This window comes from Nocardia goodfellowii, assembly GCF_017875645.1.
Classification (GTDB): domain Bacteria; phylum Actinomycetota; class Actinomycetes; order Mycobacteriales; family Mycobacteriaceae; genus Nocardia; species Nocardia goodfellowii.
Genome location: NZ_JAGGMR010000001.1, coordinates 2,935,070 through 2,949,249, shown reverse-complemented (window position 1 = coordinate 2,949,249; position 14,180 = coordinate 2,935,070). Strand labels below are relative to the sequence as shown.

17 protein-coding genes are annotated in these 14,180 nt (G+C 68.0%); 12 read left to right on the top strand and 5 right to left on the bottom strand.

All coding sequences use genetic code 11. The annotated features are described in order from the left end of the window. The first annotated feature begins 13 nt into the window (after nt 1-13). From BJ987_RS13175 to BJ987_RS13165, 3 genes are all read left to right on the top strand, one after another. Nucleotides 14-1,615 carry an alkaline phosphatase D family protein gene (locus BJ987_RS13175; RefSeq protein ID WP_209888860.1) on the top strand — a complete coding sequence of 534 codons (1,602 nt, stop codon included), beginning with the start codon at nt 14-16 and terminating at the stop codon, nt 1,613-1,615. A gap of 21 nt (nt 1,616-1,636) precedes the next feature. After that, nucleotides 1,637-2,179, top strand: coding sequence for a YaeQ family protein (locus BJ987_RS13170; RefSeq protein ID WP_209888857.1), 543 nt, complete (start codon nt 1,637-1,639; stop codon nt 2,177-2,179). A 273-nt stretch (nt 2,180-2,452) separates the two neighbouring features. Next, the gene (locus BJ987_RS13165) at nt 2,453-2,656 is read left to right on the top strand and encodes a DUF397 domain-containing protein (protein ID WP_209888854.1); all 204 of its coding nucleotides are present in this window, start codon (nt 2,453-2,455) and stop codon (nt 2,654-2,656) included. Nucleotides 2,657-2,670: 14 nt separating this feature from the next. Here BJ987_RS13165 and BJ987_RS13160 read toward each other — a convergent pair whose 3' ends face one another. Then, the gene (locus BJ987_RS13160; protein WP_307869592.1) at nt 2,671-3,279 is read right to left on the bottom strand and encodes a hypothetical protein; all 609 of its coding nucleotides are present in this window, start codon (nt 3,277-3,279) and stop codon (nt 2,671-2,673) included. A 62-nt stretch (nt 3,280-3,341) separates the two neighbouring features. After that, nucleotides 3,342-3,773: a hypothetical protein gene (locus BJ987_RS13155; protein WP_245365938.1), complete on the bottom strand. Its 432-nt coding sequence runs from the start codon at nt 3,771-3,773 to the stop codon at nt 3,342-3,344. Between the two features lie 177 nt (nt 3,774-3,950). On the opposite strand from BJ987_RS13155, the gene BJ987_RS13150 reads away from it, so the two are divergent. The 4 genes from BJ987_RS13150 to BJ987_RS13135 all read left to right on the top strand — a co-directional run bounded on the left by BJ987_RS13150 (nt 3,951) and on the right by BJ987_RS13135 (nt 6,966). Further along, nucleotides 3,951-4,460 (top strand): ImmA/IrrE family metallo-endopeptidase, encoded by a 510-nt coding sequence (locus BJ987_RS13150; RefSeq protein WP_209888852.1) that lies wholly within the window; start codon nt 3,951-3,953, stop codon nt 4,458-4,460. Nucleotides 4,461-4,462: 2 nt separating this feature from the next. Further along, nucleotides 4,463-5,491, top strand: coding sequence for a hypothetical protein (locus tag BJ987_RS13145; RefSeq protein WP_209888849.1), 1,029 nt, complete (start codon nt 4,463-4,465; stop codon nt 5,489-5,491). A 99-nt stretch (nt 5,492-5,590) separates the two neighbouring features. After that, complete coding sequence (locus tag BJ987_RS13140; RefSeq protein WP_209888846.1) at nt 5,591-6,022, top strand: helix-turn-helix domain-containing protein; 432 nt, start codon at nt 5,591-5,593, stop codon at nt 6,020-6,022. 233 nt (nt 6,023-6,255) lie between these two features. Further along, nucleotides 6,256-6,966 (top strand): DUF8020 domain-containing protein, encoded by a 711-nt coding sequence (locus BJ987_RS13135; RefSeq protein ID WP_209888843.1) that lies wholly within the window; start codon nt 6,256-6,258, stop codon nt 6,964-6,966. 94 nt (nt 6,967-7,060) lie between these two features. Here the strand turns inward: BJ987_RS13135 and BJ987_RS13130 are convergent, their stop codons facing one another. Further along, nucleotides 7,061-7,918 carry a hypothetical protein gene (locus tag BJ987_RS13130; protein WP_209888840.1) on the bottom strand — a complete coding sequence of 286 codons (858 nt, stop codon included), beginning with the start codon at nt 7,916-7,918 and terminating at the stop codon, nt 7,061-7,063. An 86-nt stretch (nt 7,919-8,004) separates the two neighbouring features. Between BJ987_RS13130 and BJ987_RS13125 the strand changes: the two genes are divergently transcribed. Next, entirely contained in the window at nt 8,005-8,577 is a 573-nt protein-coding gene (locus BJ987_RS13125; RefSeq protein WP_307869591.1) for a GNAT family N-acetyltransferase, read from the top strand. Here BJ987_RS13125 and fdxA read toward each other — a convergent pair whose 3' ends face one another. Then, entirely contained in the window at nt 8,578-8,919 is a 342-nt protein-coding gene (gene fdxA / locus BJ987_RS13120; RefSeq protein WP_209888834.1) for a ferredoxin, read from the bottom strand. It abuts the gene before it with no gap. Between the two features lie 130 nt (nt 8,920-9,049). Between fdxA and BJ987_RS13115 the strand changes: the two genes are divergently transcribed. The 4 genes from BJ987_RS13115 to BJ987_RS13100 all read left to right on the top strand — a co-directional run bounded on the left by BJ987_RS13115 (nt 9,050) and on the right by BJ987_RS13100 (nt 13,341). Next, the gene (locus BJ987_RS13115) at nt 9,050-9,973 is read left to right on the top strand and encodes a LysR family transcriptional regulator (RefSeq protein ID WP_209888831.1); all 924 of its coding nucleotides are present in this window, start codon (nt 9,050-9,052) and stop codon (nt 9,971-9,973) included. Nucleotides 9,974-10,015: 42 nt separating this feature from the next. Beyond that, nucleotides 10,016-11,224 carry a DUF1444 domain-containing protein gene (locus BJ987_RS13110; protein ID WP_209888828.1) on the top strand — a complete coding sequence of 403 codons (1,209 nt, stop codon included), beginning with the start codon at nt 10,016-10,018 and terminating at the stop codon, nt 11,222-11,224. A gap of 237 nt (nt 11,225-11,461) precedes the next feature. Next, nucleotides 11,462-12,001, top strand: a complete 540-nt coding sequence (locus tag BJ987_RS13105; protein WP_209888825.1) for a GNAT family N-acetyltransferase — start codon at nt 11,462-11,464, stop codon at nt 11,999-12,001. Continuing rightward, nucleotides 11,998-13,341, top strand: coding sequence for a hypothetical protein (locus BJ987_RS13100; protein ID WP_209888821.1), 1,344 nt, complete (start codon nt 11,998-12,000; stop codon nt 13,339-13,341). The genes BJ987_RS13105 and BJ987_RS13100 overlap by 4 nt, the downstream gene beginning before the upstream one ends. On the opposite strand, the gene BJ987_RS13095 is transcribed toward BJ987_RS13100, so the two are convergent. After that, nucleotides 13,338-14,024, bottom strand: coding sequence for a L,D-transpeptidase family protein (locus tag BJ987_RS13095; protein WP_209888818.1), 687 nt, complete (start codon nt 14,022-14,024; stop codon nt 13,338-13,340). The genes BJ987_RS13100 and BJ987_RS13095 overlap by 4 nt on opposite strands. Between the last annotated feature and the right edge of the window lie 156 nt (nt 14,025-14,180).

Sequence of the window (14,180 nt, the reverse complement as noted above, 5' to 3'; positions counted from 1 at the left end):
TACGGTCGAGACTATGGCTGAGTTGGTTTTGGGCCCGGTGTTGCGACACGTCGACGCGAATTCGGCGACGGTCTGGGTGGAAACGGATTCGGCGTGCGAGGTAGAGGTGCTGGGGCACCGCGCGCGCACCTTCCAGGTGGGCGAGCTGCATTTCGCGCTGGTGTGCGTAGACGGCCTCGAGCCCGACACCTCGAACCCCTATCAGGTCGCCCTCGATGGTGAAACCGTCTGGCCCGAAGCGGGTTCGGAGTTTCCGCCGTGCCGCATCCGCACCCATCCGGTGCGGCGGATCCTGTTCGGTTCCTGCCGCGCCGCGAAGGCGACGCCCGGCGTCCTCGAGGCGGACAAGGTCGGCCCCGACGCGCTGGACGCCTACGCGCTGCGGATGCGTGACCTGCCCGAGGAGCAGTGGCCGGGCGCGCTGATGCTGCTCGGCGACCAGGTCTACGCCGATCAGCCGACACCGTATGTGGAGCAGTGGCTCGCGCGGCGCCGCGGTGGCGAGGAGCCGGAGAAGGAAGTGGTCTCGTTCCGCGAATACGCCGAGCTCTACCACGAATCCTGGTCCGACCCGGAGATCCGCTGGTTGATGTCGACCACGCCTACCTCGATGATCTTCGACGATCACGATGTCCGCGACGACTGGAACACCTCCCGCACCTGGCGGGCGCAGATGGCCGAAAAGCCTTGGTGGCGTAGTCGTATCCGCGCCGGGCTGGCCTCCTACTGGGTGTATCAGCATCTCGGCAATCTCGGCCGCGACGAGCTCGAACGCAACGATCTCTACCGTGAGATCACCAAGGCGGGCACCGACGTTCAGCAACTGCTGGAGGATTTCGCCGAGCAGGCGGACAAGGAAGTCGACGGCCGCAAACCCACCCGCTGGTCCTATCGCCGCGATTTCGGGCGAATCCGGTTGCTGGTCATCGATACTCGCAGCGGCCGCATTCTCGACGGGCAACGGCTTATGGTCGGTGACGAGGAATTCGATTGGATCGAGGCCAATGCGGCAGGCGATTTCGACCACCTCCTGATCGGGTCGTCATTGCCGTGGCTGATGCCGCACGCGGTAAGCCACCTGCAATCACTGAACGAACGCGCCGCGAGTTTGCCGGGGCTGCGCGGCCGGTTGGGTGAGAAAGTCAGGCAGGTAGCGGATTTGGAGCATTGGCCGGCGTTCCGGGTCTCGTTCGAACGACTATCCGGGTTGATCCAGCGGCTGGGCACCGCGCCGGACGCGCCGAGCACCATCTGCGTCCTGTCCGGCGATGTGCACCACAGCTATGCGGCTCGAGCCGAATACCCCGAGCCCACGAAATCCGAAGTGCTGCAATTGGTGTGCTCACCGGTGCACAACGATCCACCGAAGCAGTACCACCTGCTGTTCGCCCTGTCCTGGGCCCGTCCGCTGGCCGCGGCGCTGCGCCGGCTCGCCGACAAGCGCGGCATCTCACCGGACCCGGTGCGCTGGGAGAAGGTGAGCGGACCGCATTTCGGGAATTCCATCGCGTCCCTGGATATCGCGGGCCGGGCGGCCACGTTCACGCTGGAGACCGCGATCCCGGATGAGGGCCTGATCAAGGTCGCCGAGCTCGACCTGCAGGCAAACGTGTAGCACCCAGTAGGCTCCGCAGCTATGGCCCTGAGCGCAACCCTGCACACCTTCACCGTCAACCTCGCCGATGTCGATCGCGGCGTCTACACGGAACTGGACTTGCGGGTCGCGCGGCATCCCTCGGAGACCGCCGAGTTCATGCTCACCCGCCTGCTGGCCTACTGCCTGGAATACACCGACGGGATCACCTTCAGCGAGGGCGGTGTCTCGTCCACCGACCAGCCCGCCGTGCTGGTGCGCGACCTCACCGGCCGGGTGACGGCCTGGATCGAGGTCGGCGCGCCCGACGCCGAGCGCCTGCACCGCGGCAGCAAGCTGGCCGGGCGCGCGGCCGTATACACCCATCGCGATCCGGTCAAGGTGCTGGCGCAACTGACCGGCAAGCGTATCCACCAGAGCGCGGAGATCCCCGTCTACAGCTTCGACCGGGCGTTCATCGACGCGGCCGTGCCCGCCATCGACCGGCGCAACACCGCCACCGTGTCGATCACCGAACGGGAGCTGTTCCTGGAGCTCAACGGCGCGAGCCTGAGCACACCGGTGCGGGAGCACCGCATCGGATAGTCTCACCGCCGCGGGACCGATGAAATAGGTTGTGCGGCAGAAACATCGTCCGTTCGTTAACTCTGTTAATCACATGATCGCGGCGGATCGAATTGTGCGATCGAACGGGCGGAAAAGCCCGAAAAGTTACGGCGCTATCGGAATTACACCGGAATCGACAGTGCTCGGACCGATCCGGTCGTATCGTAGTTCTGCACAGACCCTGGGGTCTGTCGTATTGGATGTGGCGGGGAGGCGCCAACTCTCATTCGCAGGATTGCAAAGGAGAAACCCGTGAAATCAGAACTGTCCGACGCGAAGTGGTTCAAGAGCCGGCGCAGTGGCGCGTCCCGGGATTGCGTCGAGGTCGCCTTCCTCGACACCGGGCGAGTCGGCGTCCGGGACTCGAAGGACCCGTCCGGCCCGGCACTGGTATTCGGCCCCGGCGAGTGGACGGCCTTCACCGCGTCCATCACGTCCGGCACCTTCGATCGTTAGCTCGATCCGTAGAGCTAGATGCAGTTGATGCAGGTCCCCGCGCGGGGCAACTGCATGTAGCACTGCGAGCACACGGCGGGGCGCACCGGCTGCGTGATTTCCACCCCGGCGTGCGCCACCTGCGTGGTCATCTTGCTGGCCGGGCGCCGACGGCTCGCGACCTTGGGCGTGAGCGGCGGGACGGAAAAGTCCTCGGGCATTTCCGCGCCGTGGAACTGGTAGCACTGCCAGCGCGCGTAGGCGGCGTGTAACTCCAGGTCGTCCGGGATCGGCAGCGCGGCCAGCTCGAGGACGTACTTGTAGGCCTCGCCGACGGTGTGGTTCTGCCGCACACACAGCGCGGTGAGCGGCGGCTCCCCCGCCTTGTGACAGCGGCGCGCGACCTTGCGCAAGATCGCCTCCATCCAGGTGCGGGTCGGCGCGGCGGTGTGCACGCCGGACACCTCCTGCACCCGTTCCGCCAATTCCGTCACTGTGATGAAGTGTCCGTATCCGGTGGCGAGCTCGGCGAGTTCGGTGTGCGCGGCCAGCGCCCAAGCCACGGTCGCGTCCTTCAATGGCACCGGAGTTCCGTCGCCCGCTTGCCATGCTGCCGCCACCGTGGATACACCGCTCTTCGTCACCCGAACAAGTTAGCGCCTGACCCCGCCCGGCGACGAATGGACTGGGCGAGGCGTTGCGCGTGTCACGCCTGCGGCGCTGTTTCGTGCATGGATCGCCAACGGTAACCGTGGTCGGTGGCGAGCAGGACCGCGGTGACCATGCGCCGGGCGCGCATCTCCCGGTGTGCGTACTCCGCGACGAAGCGCACCACGGCCACGGTGCCGGCCGCGACGATCTCCTCCACCTCGGAAATCTCGATCCGCAACCCCGGCTGTGCGTTTCGCACCGACCACACTCCGGTCAGCAAGGTATCGCGGTCGACGACCTGCGCGACGACCGTGACCGCGCTGAACCGTTCGTGCAACGCCTCGGCGAACCGATCGAAGACTTTCGGCGGTGCATCGGTGCCCATCCACTCCGCCAGATCCGAATGCAGGGCCAGCACCACCCCGGCCATCCCCGCCACCTCGGGCTCGCCGCTGGGCGCATCCTGCTCGCGCGCACGTCTGCCCATTTCGCCATCCTCCCGCAACCGTGGCTCGGGCGGCAAGATCATCTCCAATTCACCTGTCGCGCTGTGCGATTGCGAACAAGACCCAGGAACTGCGGGTGCGGTCGCATGCCCGATCCGCCGGTAGCCTGTGGCACTATCGTGCGAGGGGGATGTGCCCGAGGACCCAGCCGAGTGAAGATGAGCCATCGCAACCGACGCCGAACTCTGACCGCGGTCCAGCGCAAGGCCGCCCAGTTGCAGCCGTTCAGCCTGCCCGAGTTCGGCCGAATCCTGGCCGCCGCCAGCGGGATTCCGGTGCACATCGCGGCCAGCACCGCCCTGCCGCCCGCCGTCGCCGGGCGCTGGCTGCGCACCGGTTCCGGTGATCTCATCGAATACGACGCCGATCTCCCGGAGATCGCCCGCATCAATACCGTGCTGCACGAGGCCGGCCATATCCTGCACGGCCACACCAGCGTCGAACTCCGGATCGACGCGGGTCAGGCCCTGTGTTCCATCGTCAGTCCCGCCGCCATCGGGAACTTCGCGCGGGTTCGGTACCGATCGGCGTACGACTCGCGCTGCGAGCGCGAAGCCGAGGCCTTCGCCCGGCAGACCCTGCGCACCATCCTGTGGAGCGATGCCGACACCGGCGAATCCGCGCAGATCCGCGGCGCGCTGGGCTTTCCCCGCAGCCGGATCGAGTAGCGGTGACACAGTTCATCACGGTGGTCGCCGTGCTGATCCTGCTCGGGGCCTGCGTCATGCTCTGGCAACTCACACCGCAAGGCGCGCGCGGACAGCGCGCTCCCATCGTCATCCTGGTGCTGCTCTCGCTCAGTTTCCTCACGCTCACCCCCACTGTCGAGGCGCTGTTCGACGCGCTCCGGGTCAACGCCGCGTACCTGTTCAGCCACCTGTGCGGTCTGTCCGCCATCGCGCTGACCACTTTCTATTGGGGCCATGCCCTGTCGGCCACGCCGCCGAACCGGCGCCGGCTACTGGTGACGCGGGCGGTCTACGGCATGGTCGCGCTGGCGCTGGTCTGCCTGTTCCTGACTTCTCCACAGCAACCACACGGTGCGGGCTTCGGGCGCGAATTCGACGGCCATCCGCGCATGCAGCTCTATTGGGTCTTGCAGGCGATGGTGACCATGCACGCGATGTGCACACTGGGCGTCGTCGCCGCCCGCGCCGGCGCGCGCGAACGGCACTGGCGGCGCGCCCTGCTCAACGTCCTGGTCGGCGTAGTGGCCGTGTACGCCGTCTATGAGGCCTGGGTGATCCTGGTGGTCCTGCTGTGGCCCGCGATGCCGCCGCAGTGGGCCCAACTGCTCACCGCCACCATCCAGATCGTCGCGAGTCTGCTGCTGGTGGCCGGGAGCGTGGGCCCGGCCGTCCTCGGCGCGTTCCGGAGCACCCGCCTGGCCCGGTCCTACATCGAAGAGCTGGCGCCGCTGCACGAGTGGCTGACGCGGCGCTATCCGCAGGTCCGGTTCCGCGCGCAGGCGAGCAGGCGCGGCGAAACCCGGGTGACCGACATGCTGATCGAGATCAGCGACGCCCTGCGACTGCTGCAACGCGACGAACCGGCGCTGACCACAGCCCATCGACTGGACGACCACACGATCCGCGCCGCCGCGGGCGGCAGTACGCACTGCGCCGCCTACGAACTCGCGGCCGCCAGGCTGTTCCGCGGCCGTGTCCTGCCGGAGCCGTCGAAAAGTTCTGCAGCATAAGCGTTGCCGGGCACCGGACAGCAGCCCGAGCCGTAATCGGCATATGCTGTAGCATGACTGCTGTCTCAACGCAGAGCCCTAGTCAGTGAGGAGCGCGGCATGGCGGGAGCGGCCTTCTCGGACCGTCTCGAATACCTGTTCCGCACGATGCCCAATCCGGACGGCCGGCGGTACACCGCCGACGAGATCGCGCGCCGCGCCACCGAGCAGGGTCATCCGATTTCGGCTGTCTACGTGGCGCAACTGCGTTCGGGGCTGAAGCAGAATCCCTCGCTCAAGCACGCCGCCGGGCTGGCCGCCGCCTTCGGTGTCGACATCCGCTTCTTCACCGACGACGACGCCTGGCAGCGCGGCCGTCAGGAGATCGAATACCTGCGGCTGAGTACCGCCCCCGGGCTCGAGGCCATCGCCTTCCGGGCCATCGATCTGTCCCAGCAGTCACTGGCCTCGCTGATCGACTACCTCAAGTTCTTGCGCGTCCAGGAGGGCCTCCCGGCCGACCCGCCGGATCTGCCCGACGCTCGCGGCTGAGTGACCCTCCCCCCCCCGGTTAGTGGCGCGAGTCACAAAGCTCTTCCACAGTGCAAAACTGGCCCCTGAGCGGCCGGGGCTAGCGCGTTTGATCTACATCACAGTCCGATTCGGGCGCTTATGAAACTTTAAGTTACTTTTCAGCAACATTCTCTTGGACACTTGACCATGGGTGCTCGGTCGAGGACCTGCGGGCTCGATGAGGGACCGCGCCACTGAGGGAAAGCAAAGTAATGAAGCTCAGCAAGATCGCCGCAACCTCGGCTCTGGTTATCGCGGCTCTCGGCATCGCCACCGGCACTTCGCACGCCGCGCCCGCTCCGGTCATCCCGTCGTTCCTCGACGGCGTGGACCAGGGCGTCCAGCAGGTGCTGCCCGGTATCGGCTGGAAGACCTCCATCGAGGGCGACTCCGTCGTCGTCGAGACCGACAAGGGCTCGCTCACCACCGACAACGGCCAGTTCCAGGTCCGGGACGAGCAGGGCAACGTCGTCGTCGGCCTGCCGCTCTCCTACACCCTGAACGATCTCGAATACCCGATCGACGCCGGTGTCGACGGCCTGCGTGCCGTCCTGACCCCGGTCAAGGACGTGTCCGCGGCGCACCCGTCCAGCCTGCGCCACGACGTGGTCAAGCAGGACGCCTTCGATGACGCCGTGTCCGCGGCGGCCACCCAGTTCGGCATCATCACCGCCATCGGCACCCTCGTCGGCACCATCGTCGGCGGCGGCGCGGGCTGCGCCATCGGCGGCGCGGGCGGCCTCATCCTGGGTCTGCCCGTGCTGGATCTGGGCGGCGCGACCGGCATCGCCGGTTGCCTCGCCGGTGCCGCGGTCGGCATCCCGCTGGGCACGGCCGCCGGTCTGGTCATCACCGGTGTGCCCGCCGCCATCGTGGTCGGCATCGGTTTCTACAACCGCATCAACGCCCCCGAGAACCAGTAAGTAACTGCGACTCAGGGCCTGGTTCGCCGTCGGCGGGCCGGGCCCTGAGCCGTCTCCAGCCCGCGGTCCTGCCGATGCGCTCGCCGGACGGGGCTCAGTGGCTGATCGGCAGATCCCGCCGCGCCTGTTCGATGTCCTTGGCCCAGAACCACAATCGGTCCGGTGGCGGCACCTCGTGGTAGCCGTGCCGGCCCACCTCGGTGAGATCGCGCAGATCCACGCAGACCCGCTGGAACGCCTCGTCCATGGTCGCGGCGGGATCTTCGAGGTTCGCGGTGCCGAGTTTGATCAGCGCCCGGTATTCATAGGCGAGCAGCAGGTCCGCACCACCGTGCGTCCATGCGCCGGTTTTGTTGTCCCAGGCCGACTTCGCCGCTTCCAGCAGCATGGTGAGATCCGCGGCGGACGGAATCGACGGATAGATGACGAACGTGGCGGCCCAGCCCGCGGCGACGAGGTCGAGGTTGAACGTGCGGCGGCGCGGGTCGTCGCGCGGCGGCAGCGGATCACTCGCCGATCCGCTGAACCAAGGCGCGGTGTAGGCGAGCATCCGGCCCTTGTTCTCGATCAGCTCGCCGGTCGCGATCACCGCCATCTTGCGCTGGCTGCCGTCCGGGCGGGTGAGCCGGGTGTCCACCATCTGCTTGTGCACCGCGGCCGCGGCCTTTCCCGCCGCCAAGTGCCGCTGCGCGGCGTCCGGCGTGATGCGGGCGACCAGATAGTCGCGCAGGGCTTCGGGCAGTGCGTCGAAGGTGCCGTCCAGCAGACGGGTTTTCGCCCGGTCGAGGGTGGCCTGCGCGGTCGGCGGGCTCCCACCGAACAGCGATTCGGGAGTATCGATCGAGACCATGCGCACGGCCATCTCGATATTCGGGGTGTCACCATCGGTCGTACTGACGAACCGATGATCGTTCGCGGGACGGCTGACGCCGACGAAACCGAGCTCGACCATGACATCGCTCCAGGAATAGGTGGGTCCCTTCTCCGATTATCGTCGGCGGCGACGGCGATGTGACTCGCACTGGCACGATGGACGCCGTGCTCTCCACGTTGCAGCCCAGCTACCCGGTCCGGACCAAGCGCCTGTTGTTGCGCCCTTTCACGACGGACGACGTCGACGCGCTGTTCGCCTACCGCAGCCGCCCCGACGTGTGCCGCTACGTACCGTTCGAGCCGATGACGCGCGAACTGATTCGGGAGCGGATCGCGACGCAGTGGGCGAACAGCGGACTCACCGACGAAGGTCAGGCACTTACCCTCGGAGTCGAGGTGGCCGAGACCGGCATCCTGATCGGGGACGCGGTCCTGTTCTGGCACAGTCGAATCCATGCCGGAGGCGAGATCGGCTATGTCTTCGATCCAGCGGCGGCCGGGCACGGGTACGCCACCGAGGCGGCGCAGGCCATGCTGCGTCTCGGTTTCGAGGAACTGGGCCTGCACCGCATCGTCGCCCGGCTCGACGAACGCAATACGGCCTCCGCCGCCGTCGCGCGGCGACTGGGCATGCGGCAGGAAGCGCGGCTGGTGCACAACGAGTTCTTCAAGGGCGAGTGGACCACCGAACTCGATTTCGCCATGCTCAGGACGGAATGGGCGAGCGCCGCGAAGTAGTCAGCACTCCGGCCGATAGCTCGCGACGTAGGCCGTGTCCACACCCACCGCGCCGAGATTCGTCGCCCCACCGGGGTCGCCGAGCGCCGACGTGCGGCCCGGCAACACCGCCTCGAAGAAGCGTGCGTTCTCGACGACGAATACCTCTTCACCGGCGGGCATATCGTCCTCGTAGTAGATGGCCTCGACCGGGCAGGCGGGCTCGCACGCCGAGCAGTCCGTGCATTCCGCCGGATTGATGTAGGCCATGCGATCGCCGACATAGATGCAGTCCAGCGGGCATTCCTCGATGCAGGCGCGGTCCAGCACGTCGACGCAAGCCGCTCCGATGACGAAAGTCATGATCTCTCCTCGGTATTCGCTACCCGCAGGGCAGAGCTCAACCATCGCCGTCGGTGTCGCCGGCCGGTAGACGCCAACTGCCGACCACCTCATCAGGCGGGCTTATGGGTGGATGCCGCATAATCCCCGCATGACCCTCCCACCGGGAACACCCGACCTGGAGGTGCTCGATCTTCTCGTCTCGGTTGCCGAGCTGGGCAGTCTCGGCGCCGCCGCCCGCCGGCACGGCATCACGCAACCGGCCGCGAGCATGCGCATCGCCGCGCTGGAGCGCCGATTGCGGCTGCGGTTGCTGGACCGTGGTCCCACCGGTTCCGCGCTGACCGACCCCGGACGGGTGGTCGTGGACCAGGCCCGGCCGGTGCTGGCCGCGGCGCGGGCGTTCACCTCCGCCGTCGCGGCGCTGCGGTCCGTCGACCTGCCCAAATTGCGCATCGCGGCGTCAAAAACCATTGCCGACCACCGTATCCCGCACTGGCTCGCGGCTCTGCGCGCCGCCCGGCCCGAGGTGACCGTGGCACTGGAGGTGGGCAATTCGCGTCAGGTCGAGGCGTGGGTGCAGCAGGCGCACGCCGACGTGGGATTCGTCGAAGGCCCGCATCCGCCGGCCGAACTGGCCAGCCGGGTGCTGGGCGCGGACGACCTGGTGGTCGTGGTCGGGCGCGGTCACGCCTGGGCCCGGCGCCGCAAACCCTTGACGGTGCGCGAACTGGCCGCCACCGCCCTGCTATGGCGCGAGCCCGGCTCGGGCACCCGCGATACCATCTGGGAACTCCTGGCCGCCGATGCCGAACCCTGCTCTCCCGCAGCCGAATTGGGCTCCACGGCAGCGATATTGACCACCGCGCGGACCGGCGCCGCGCCCGCCGTCCTGAGCCGGCTGGTCGCCGGGGCCGCCCTGGCGTCCGGCGAACTGATCGAGATCCCGCTCGCCGACGCCGTGCTGACCCGCAAATTCCGGGCCGTGTGGCGCCGCCGATCGCCACCCGCCGACCCCGGGGACCTTCTCATTCGCTACGCCGAAAAATTCGAACAGAACCCAGGGCCGCGGTAACTCGGCCGTGCACGCCGGCACCGTCCGGACTACGGTGACCGGGTGGCGGATTTCGCGGACGAGTCTCCGAATCACTTTGCGGCACTGGTCATGACGCAACTGAAGGCGCTCGGCACCCCGGAGGTGCGCTACGACGCGGACGAATTCACCCTGCACGTCGACGACCTGGAAATCTATCTGGGCAACATCTATCGCGAGACGCGGGAACTACCCGCGGTCGAACGCACCGCGCGCATCACCCGCTTCTTGTCGGCGTTGCGCGATCCGGCGACACCGCAGGACTGGCCCTCCGTGCGCGCGCAGTTGCGCCCGGTCCTGCGGCCGGTCACCTATGGGATCGAGCATCTCGCGGAGGCCCGCCCACTGTCCCGTCCGGCGTTCCCGTTCATCAATGAGTTCGTCGCGGTGGACAAGCCGGAATCGCGCGCCATCGTCTCGCGCGCCTTCCTCGCCACCTGGGGTGTTTCGGCGGACGAGGTCTTCGCCGCGGCCCACGAGAACCTGGCCACGATGGTCGACCCGCACGACAGCGGCGGCAACGCGATCGTCCGCTACGTCGACGACGGCAGCGCCTACTTCGCGTCCTGGCCGCTGGTCCCCGGCTGGCTCGCCTCCTTCCGCGCCCGCTACGGCCACCGCCGCCCGGTCGCCTTCATGCCCGACACCGACACCCTGATCGTGGTTCCCGACGTCCCCGAGTTGCTCGGCCGGATGTACAAGATGGCCGAGGAGCAGTACCGCGCGGCCGCGCGCCCACTCTCCCCGCAGGGCTACACGCTCGACGGCGACGACAACGTCGTGCCCTTCGACCAGGCCGGGCCGCACGATATGCTCCCCGCCGCGCACCGCGCCCGCGCCGGGCTCGCCACCGCCGAGTACGGCACCCAAACCCAGTGGCTCAACGAAACTTTCGAAGAGCATTACGAAATACCCGGCCACGACTTGGAACCAGCCTATGTGGCCGCGGTGACGTTCATGGAAACCACCGACGGTCCCTGCACGATCACGGTCTGGGGCGAGGGCGTCGACTACCTGCTCCCGCACGCGGATTACATCGCCTTCTGCCAGAACACCGAATCCGGCGCCATCGAGCGACTGTTCGACGTCCCCTTCCACGCCGCGGCCGAACACACCGGGCTCACTCCGATCCCCGGCATGGACCCACCGCGCTACGAAATCCGTACCTGGCCCGCCCCGGAAGTCCTCACTCAGCTGGCGCGATCCGCGGTTACCCTGCAGCCCCTCGCCTGAGAATCGGTGCCCCGCATCCGATCCGATCGACTGTCGTCTGACGAGCGGAGCTACGTCGACCTCAGCGCCGTCTGCCGGATCGGCACTGGGCGCGGCGCGGAACTACGTCAACTTCATTGCCGTCTGCCAGATCGTCATGGCGCGGCAAGGTCGCAGTGCGTCTTCGTCACCTGCTCAGGCCGATCCCGACACCAAGAGGCCTTGGCCCGGGGTGCCGGCACCGGCAGAATATGCATGATGACTGCACTGTTCGTCCGCGCGGACGCGACCTCGGCGGCAGCGCGGGTCGAGGCGCTGATCGAGTTGTACGGCGAGGTTTTCGCCGAGCCGCCGTACCTCGAGGGACCGGCGGAGGTGGCCCGGTTCCGGGAGTTGCTGACCGCCGAAATGGCGGAACCGGGATTCGAACTGGTCTGCGCCCTCGACTCGGGTGTGCTGGTCGGCATGGCATACGGGTACACCCTCGCCGCCGGTACCTGGTTGCCCGAAGCCGCCACGCCGCCACCGCCCGGGGCGCTGGAAGTGCCGAAGTTCGCGGTGATGGAACTGGCTGTGCGCGAGTCGAATCGGGGGCACGGGCTCGGCCGCGGCCTGCTGGAGACCCTGCTGCGCGGCCGGGCCGAGCCGCTCGCGGTCCTCACCGTCGATCCGGCGGCCCCCGCCGACGCGATGTACCGGGCTTGGGGCTGGCGCGCGGCGGGTTACACCGCTCCCGCCCACGATGACCACAGGAACTACAACATCCTGTGTTTCGATCAGCCTGTGATGACGAAATGAGCGCGGACGGGATCGACACACAACTCGACCAATGGCAAACCTACCTGCGTAAACACCGCTCCGAGGCCGAGGTCGACGCGCTGGACGGGCGACTGCGGGGCAGCATCGCGGAATTGACCGCGACCGGGCTGCGACCCGGTGAGAGTTTCCTCGTCGCACTGAAGCGGCTGGCCGCGGAGGACGGCCAGGCGCGCGAGTTCGCGCGTACCCAGTCCAACCGGTTGTGGCGCGATCTGGTGCTGAGCGACGGGCCCGAGCAACCCGCCGACCGTTCCGCTTTGCGCACCATGCTCGGGTGCGCGGCGACGGCGGCGATCGCCATCAAGACCCCGGCACTGTTCGGCGTCGACTTCGACGACAGCGGCGAGTTCTATCTGCGCAACCTCGCGCTGTTCGCGCTCGCGCCGCTCGCGCTCTACTTCGGGCTGCGCCGCAAGCTGAGCCCGGCCGCCACCGTGGTCGTGGCCGGCCTGTTCGTACTCGGCGCGGTCGCCGCCAATGCCTATGGGCTGGAGAGTGATTCGCAGTCGGTGGCGCTGTCCGCCATCCATCTGCCGCTGGCGCTCTGGCTGGCGACCGGCGTCGCCTACGCGGGCCGTGACTGGCGCGCCCACCACCGGCGCATGGACTTCATCCGCTTCAGCGGCGAATGGCTGGTGTACCTCGTCCTGATCGGGCTGGGCGGCGGTGTGCTCACCGCCATCACGGTCGGCACCTTCGACGCCATCGGCATCGACGCGGAGACCTTCGTCGGCGAATGGCTCGCGCCGTGCGGTGCGGTCGCGGCGATCGTGGTCGCGGCCTGGCTGGTGGAGACCAAACAGGGTGTGCTGGAGACCATCGCGCCGGTGCTGACGAAGATCTTCACCCCGCTGTTCACCGTCGTTCTGCTGGCCTTGCTGATCGGTTTCGGTCTGAGCCGGACCGGTCTCGAGGTCGACCGCGATGTGCTGATCCTCTTCGATCTGCTGCTGGTGGTGATCTTGGGCCTGCTGCTCTACGCCGTCTCCGCCCTCGACCGCCCGGCCGAGCCGACACTGTTCGACAAACTGCAATTGGCGCTGGTGGTCAGCGCGCTGCTGGTGGATCTGCTGGTGCTCTCCGCCCTCACCGGCCGGATCACCGAATACGGCTCCACACCGAACAAGATCGCCGCCCTCGGTGAGAACCTCATCCTGCTGGCCAATCTCGCCTGGTCCGCCTGGCTGCTGCTCGGGTTCCTGCGTGGCCGTATGCCGTTCGAGCGCTTGGAAGGCTGGCAGACCGGCTACCTCGTCGTCTACGCCGGGTGGGCGTGGATCGTGGTGCTGGCCTTCCCGCCGCTGTTCGGTTTCCGCTAGCCCGGCTGCGCGGCGATGGCGATCACCGGGTGTTCGGCCGGGTCCAGCCAGCGCATGACGGCGTCGAGGTCGGCGGCGGCGATGGCGACACACCCCGCGGTGGGCGAACCGGTGGATACGTGCAAGAAGAACGCCGACCCCTTGCCCGGTACCGCCGGGCGGCGGTTGTAGTCCATGACCACGGCGTAGTCGTAGGCCGTACCGACCGCGCCGAGCCGTTCGCTGGCTCCCTGATCGAAGGGACACAGGCCCGGCGGGCAGAGGAACGGCATGTTGTAGAGCGGCGACCGGGAGTCCCCGACCCACCAATCCCACGGCGTCACTTGGCGATACGGCAGCCGAGTGCCGTTGTCGGGCCGATTGCCGAACGCGTGGGTCAGCCCCCACACTCCCGCCGGGGTGCGCGCGACCCCTTCCCGGGCCTCGCCGACGCCTTCCGTCCCGACGAACGCCGGAAACGGTCCCAGCACGCGAATCCAGCCGGCGCCCTGGCGGTTCCACGCCTCGAGCACGGCCGTCGTCGACGACTCCGCCGGAGCGACAACGGTGACGACCTGTCCGGCCGGGCCGTCGTAGGGCACGGGCAGCGGCGCGGCGTGCGCCGGGGTGCTGGACAGCGCTAGCGCCGCCGCCACGAGAAACCACACCGACCGGAGCCGGGAGGACGAGCAGTCAATGGTCACCGTGCATTTTCTCCGCCTGCACCGGCGCCCCGGCCCACCGCCCGCGTAGGCCGCGTGTCGCGCCGTCTCCTGCCGTGGTAGGTGGCGAACATCGTCCCCTGGACGGTATCGAGCGCCACGGCAACCGGGCAGATTGGTGGCAACCACCGATCGAAA

Excerpts from the sequence above, each read along its gene's own strand:
- fdxA (WP_209888834.1), bottom strand. The coding sequence starts at position 8,919 with ATGACTTTCGTCATCGGAGCGGCTTGCGTCGACGTGCTGGACCGCGCC.
- BJ987_RS13150 (WP_209888852.1), top strand. The coding sequence starts at position 3,951 with ATGAGCCATCGCAACCGACGCCGAACTCTGACCGCGGTCCAGCGCAAG.
- BJ987_RS13100 (WP_209888821.1), top strand. The coding sequence starts at position 11,998 with ATGAGCGCGGACGGGATCGACACACAACTCGACCAATGGCAAACCTAC.
- BJ987_RS13105 (WP_209888825.1), top strand. The coding sequence starts at position 11,462 with ATGACTGCACTGTTCGTCCGCGCGGACGCGACCTCGGCGGCAGCGCGG.
- BJ987_RS13175 (WP_209888860.1), top strand. The coding sequence starts at position 14 with ATGGCTGAGTTGGTTTTGGGCCCGGTGTTGCGACACGTCGACGCGAAT.
- BJ987_RS13135 (WP_209888843.1), top strand. The coding sequence starts at position 6,256 with ATGAAGCTCAGCAAGATCGCCGCAACCTCGGCTCTGGTTATCGCGGCT.
- BJ987_RS13115 (WP_209888831.1), top strand. The coding sequence starts at position 9,050 with ATGACCCTCCCACCGGGAACACCCGACCTGGAGGTGCTCGATCTTCTC.
- BJ987_RS13140 (WP_209888846.1), top strand. The coding sequence starts at position 5,591 with ATGGCGGGAGCGGCCTTCTCGGACCGTCTCGAATACCTGTTCCGCACG.
- BJ987_RS13170 (WP_209888857.1), top strand. The coding sequence starts at position 1,637 with ATGGCCCTGAGCGCAACCCTGCACACCTTCACCGTCAACCTCGCCGAT.
- BJ987_RS13155 (WP_245365938.1), bottom strand. The coding sequence starts at position 3,773 with ATGGGCAGACGTGCGCGCGAGCAGGATGCGCCCAGCGGCGAGCCCGAG.
- BJ987_RS13130 (WP_209888840.1), bottom strand. The coding sequence starts at position 7,918 with ATGGTCGAGCTCGGTTTCGTCGGCGTCAGCCGTCCCGCGAACGATCAT.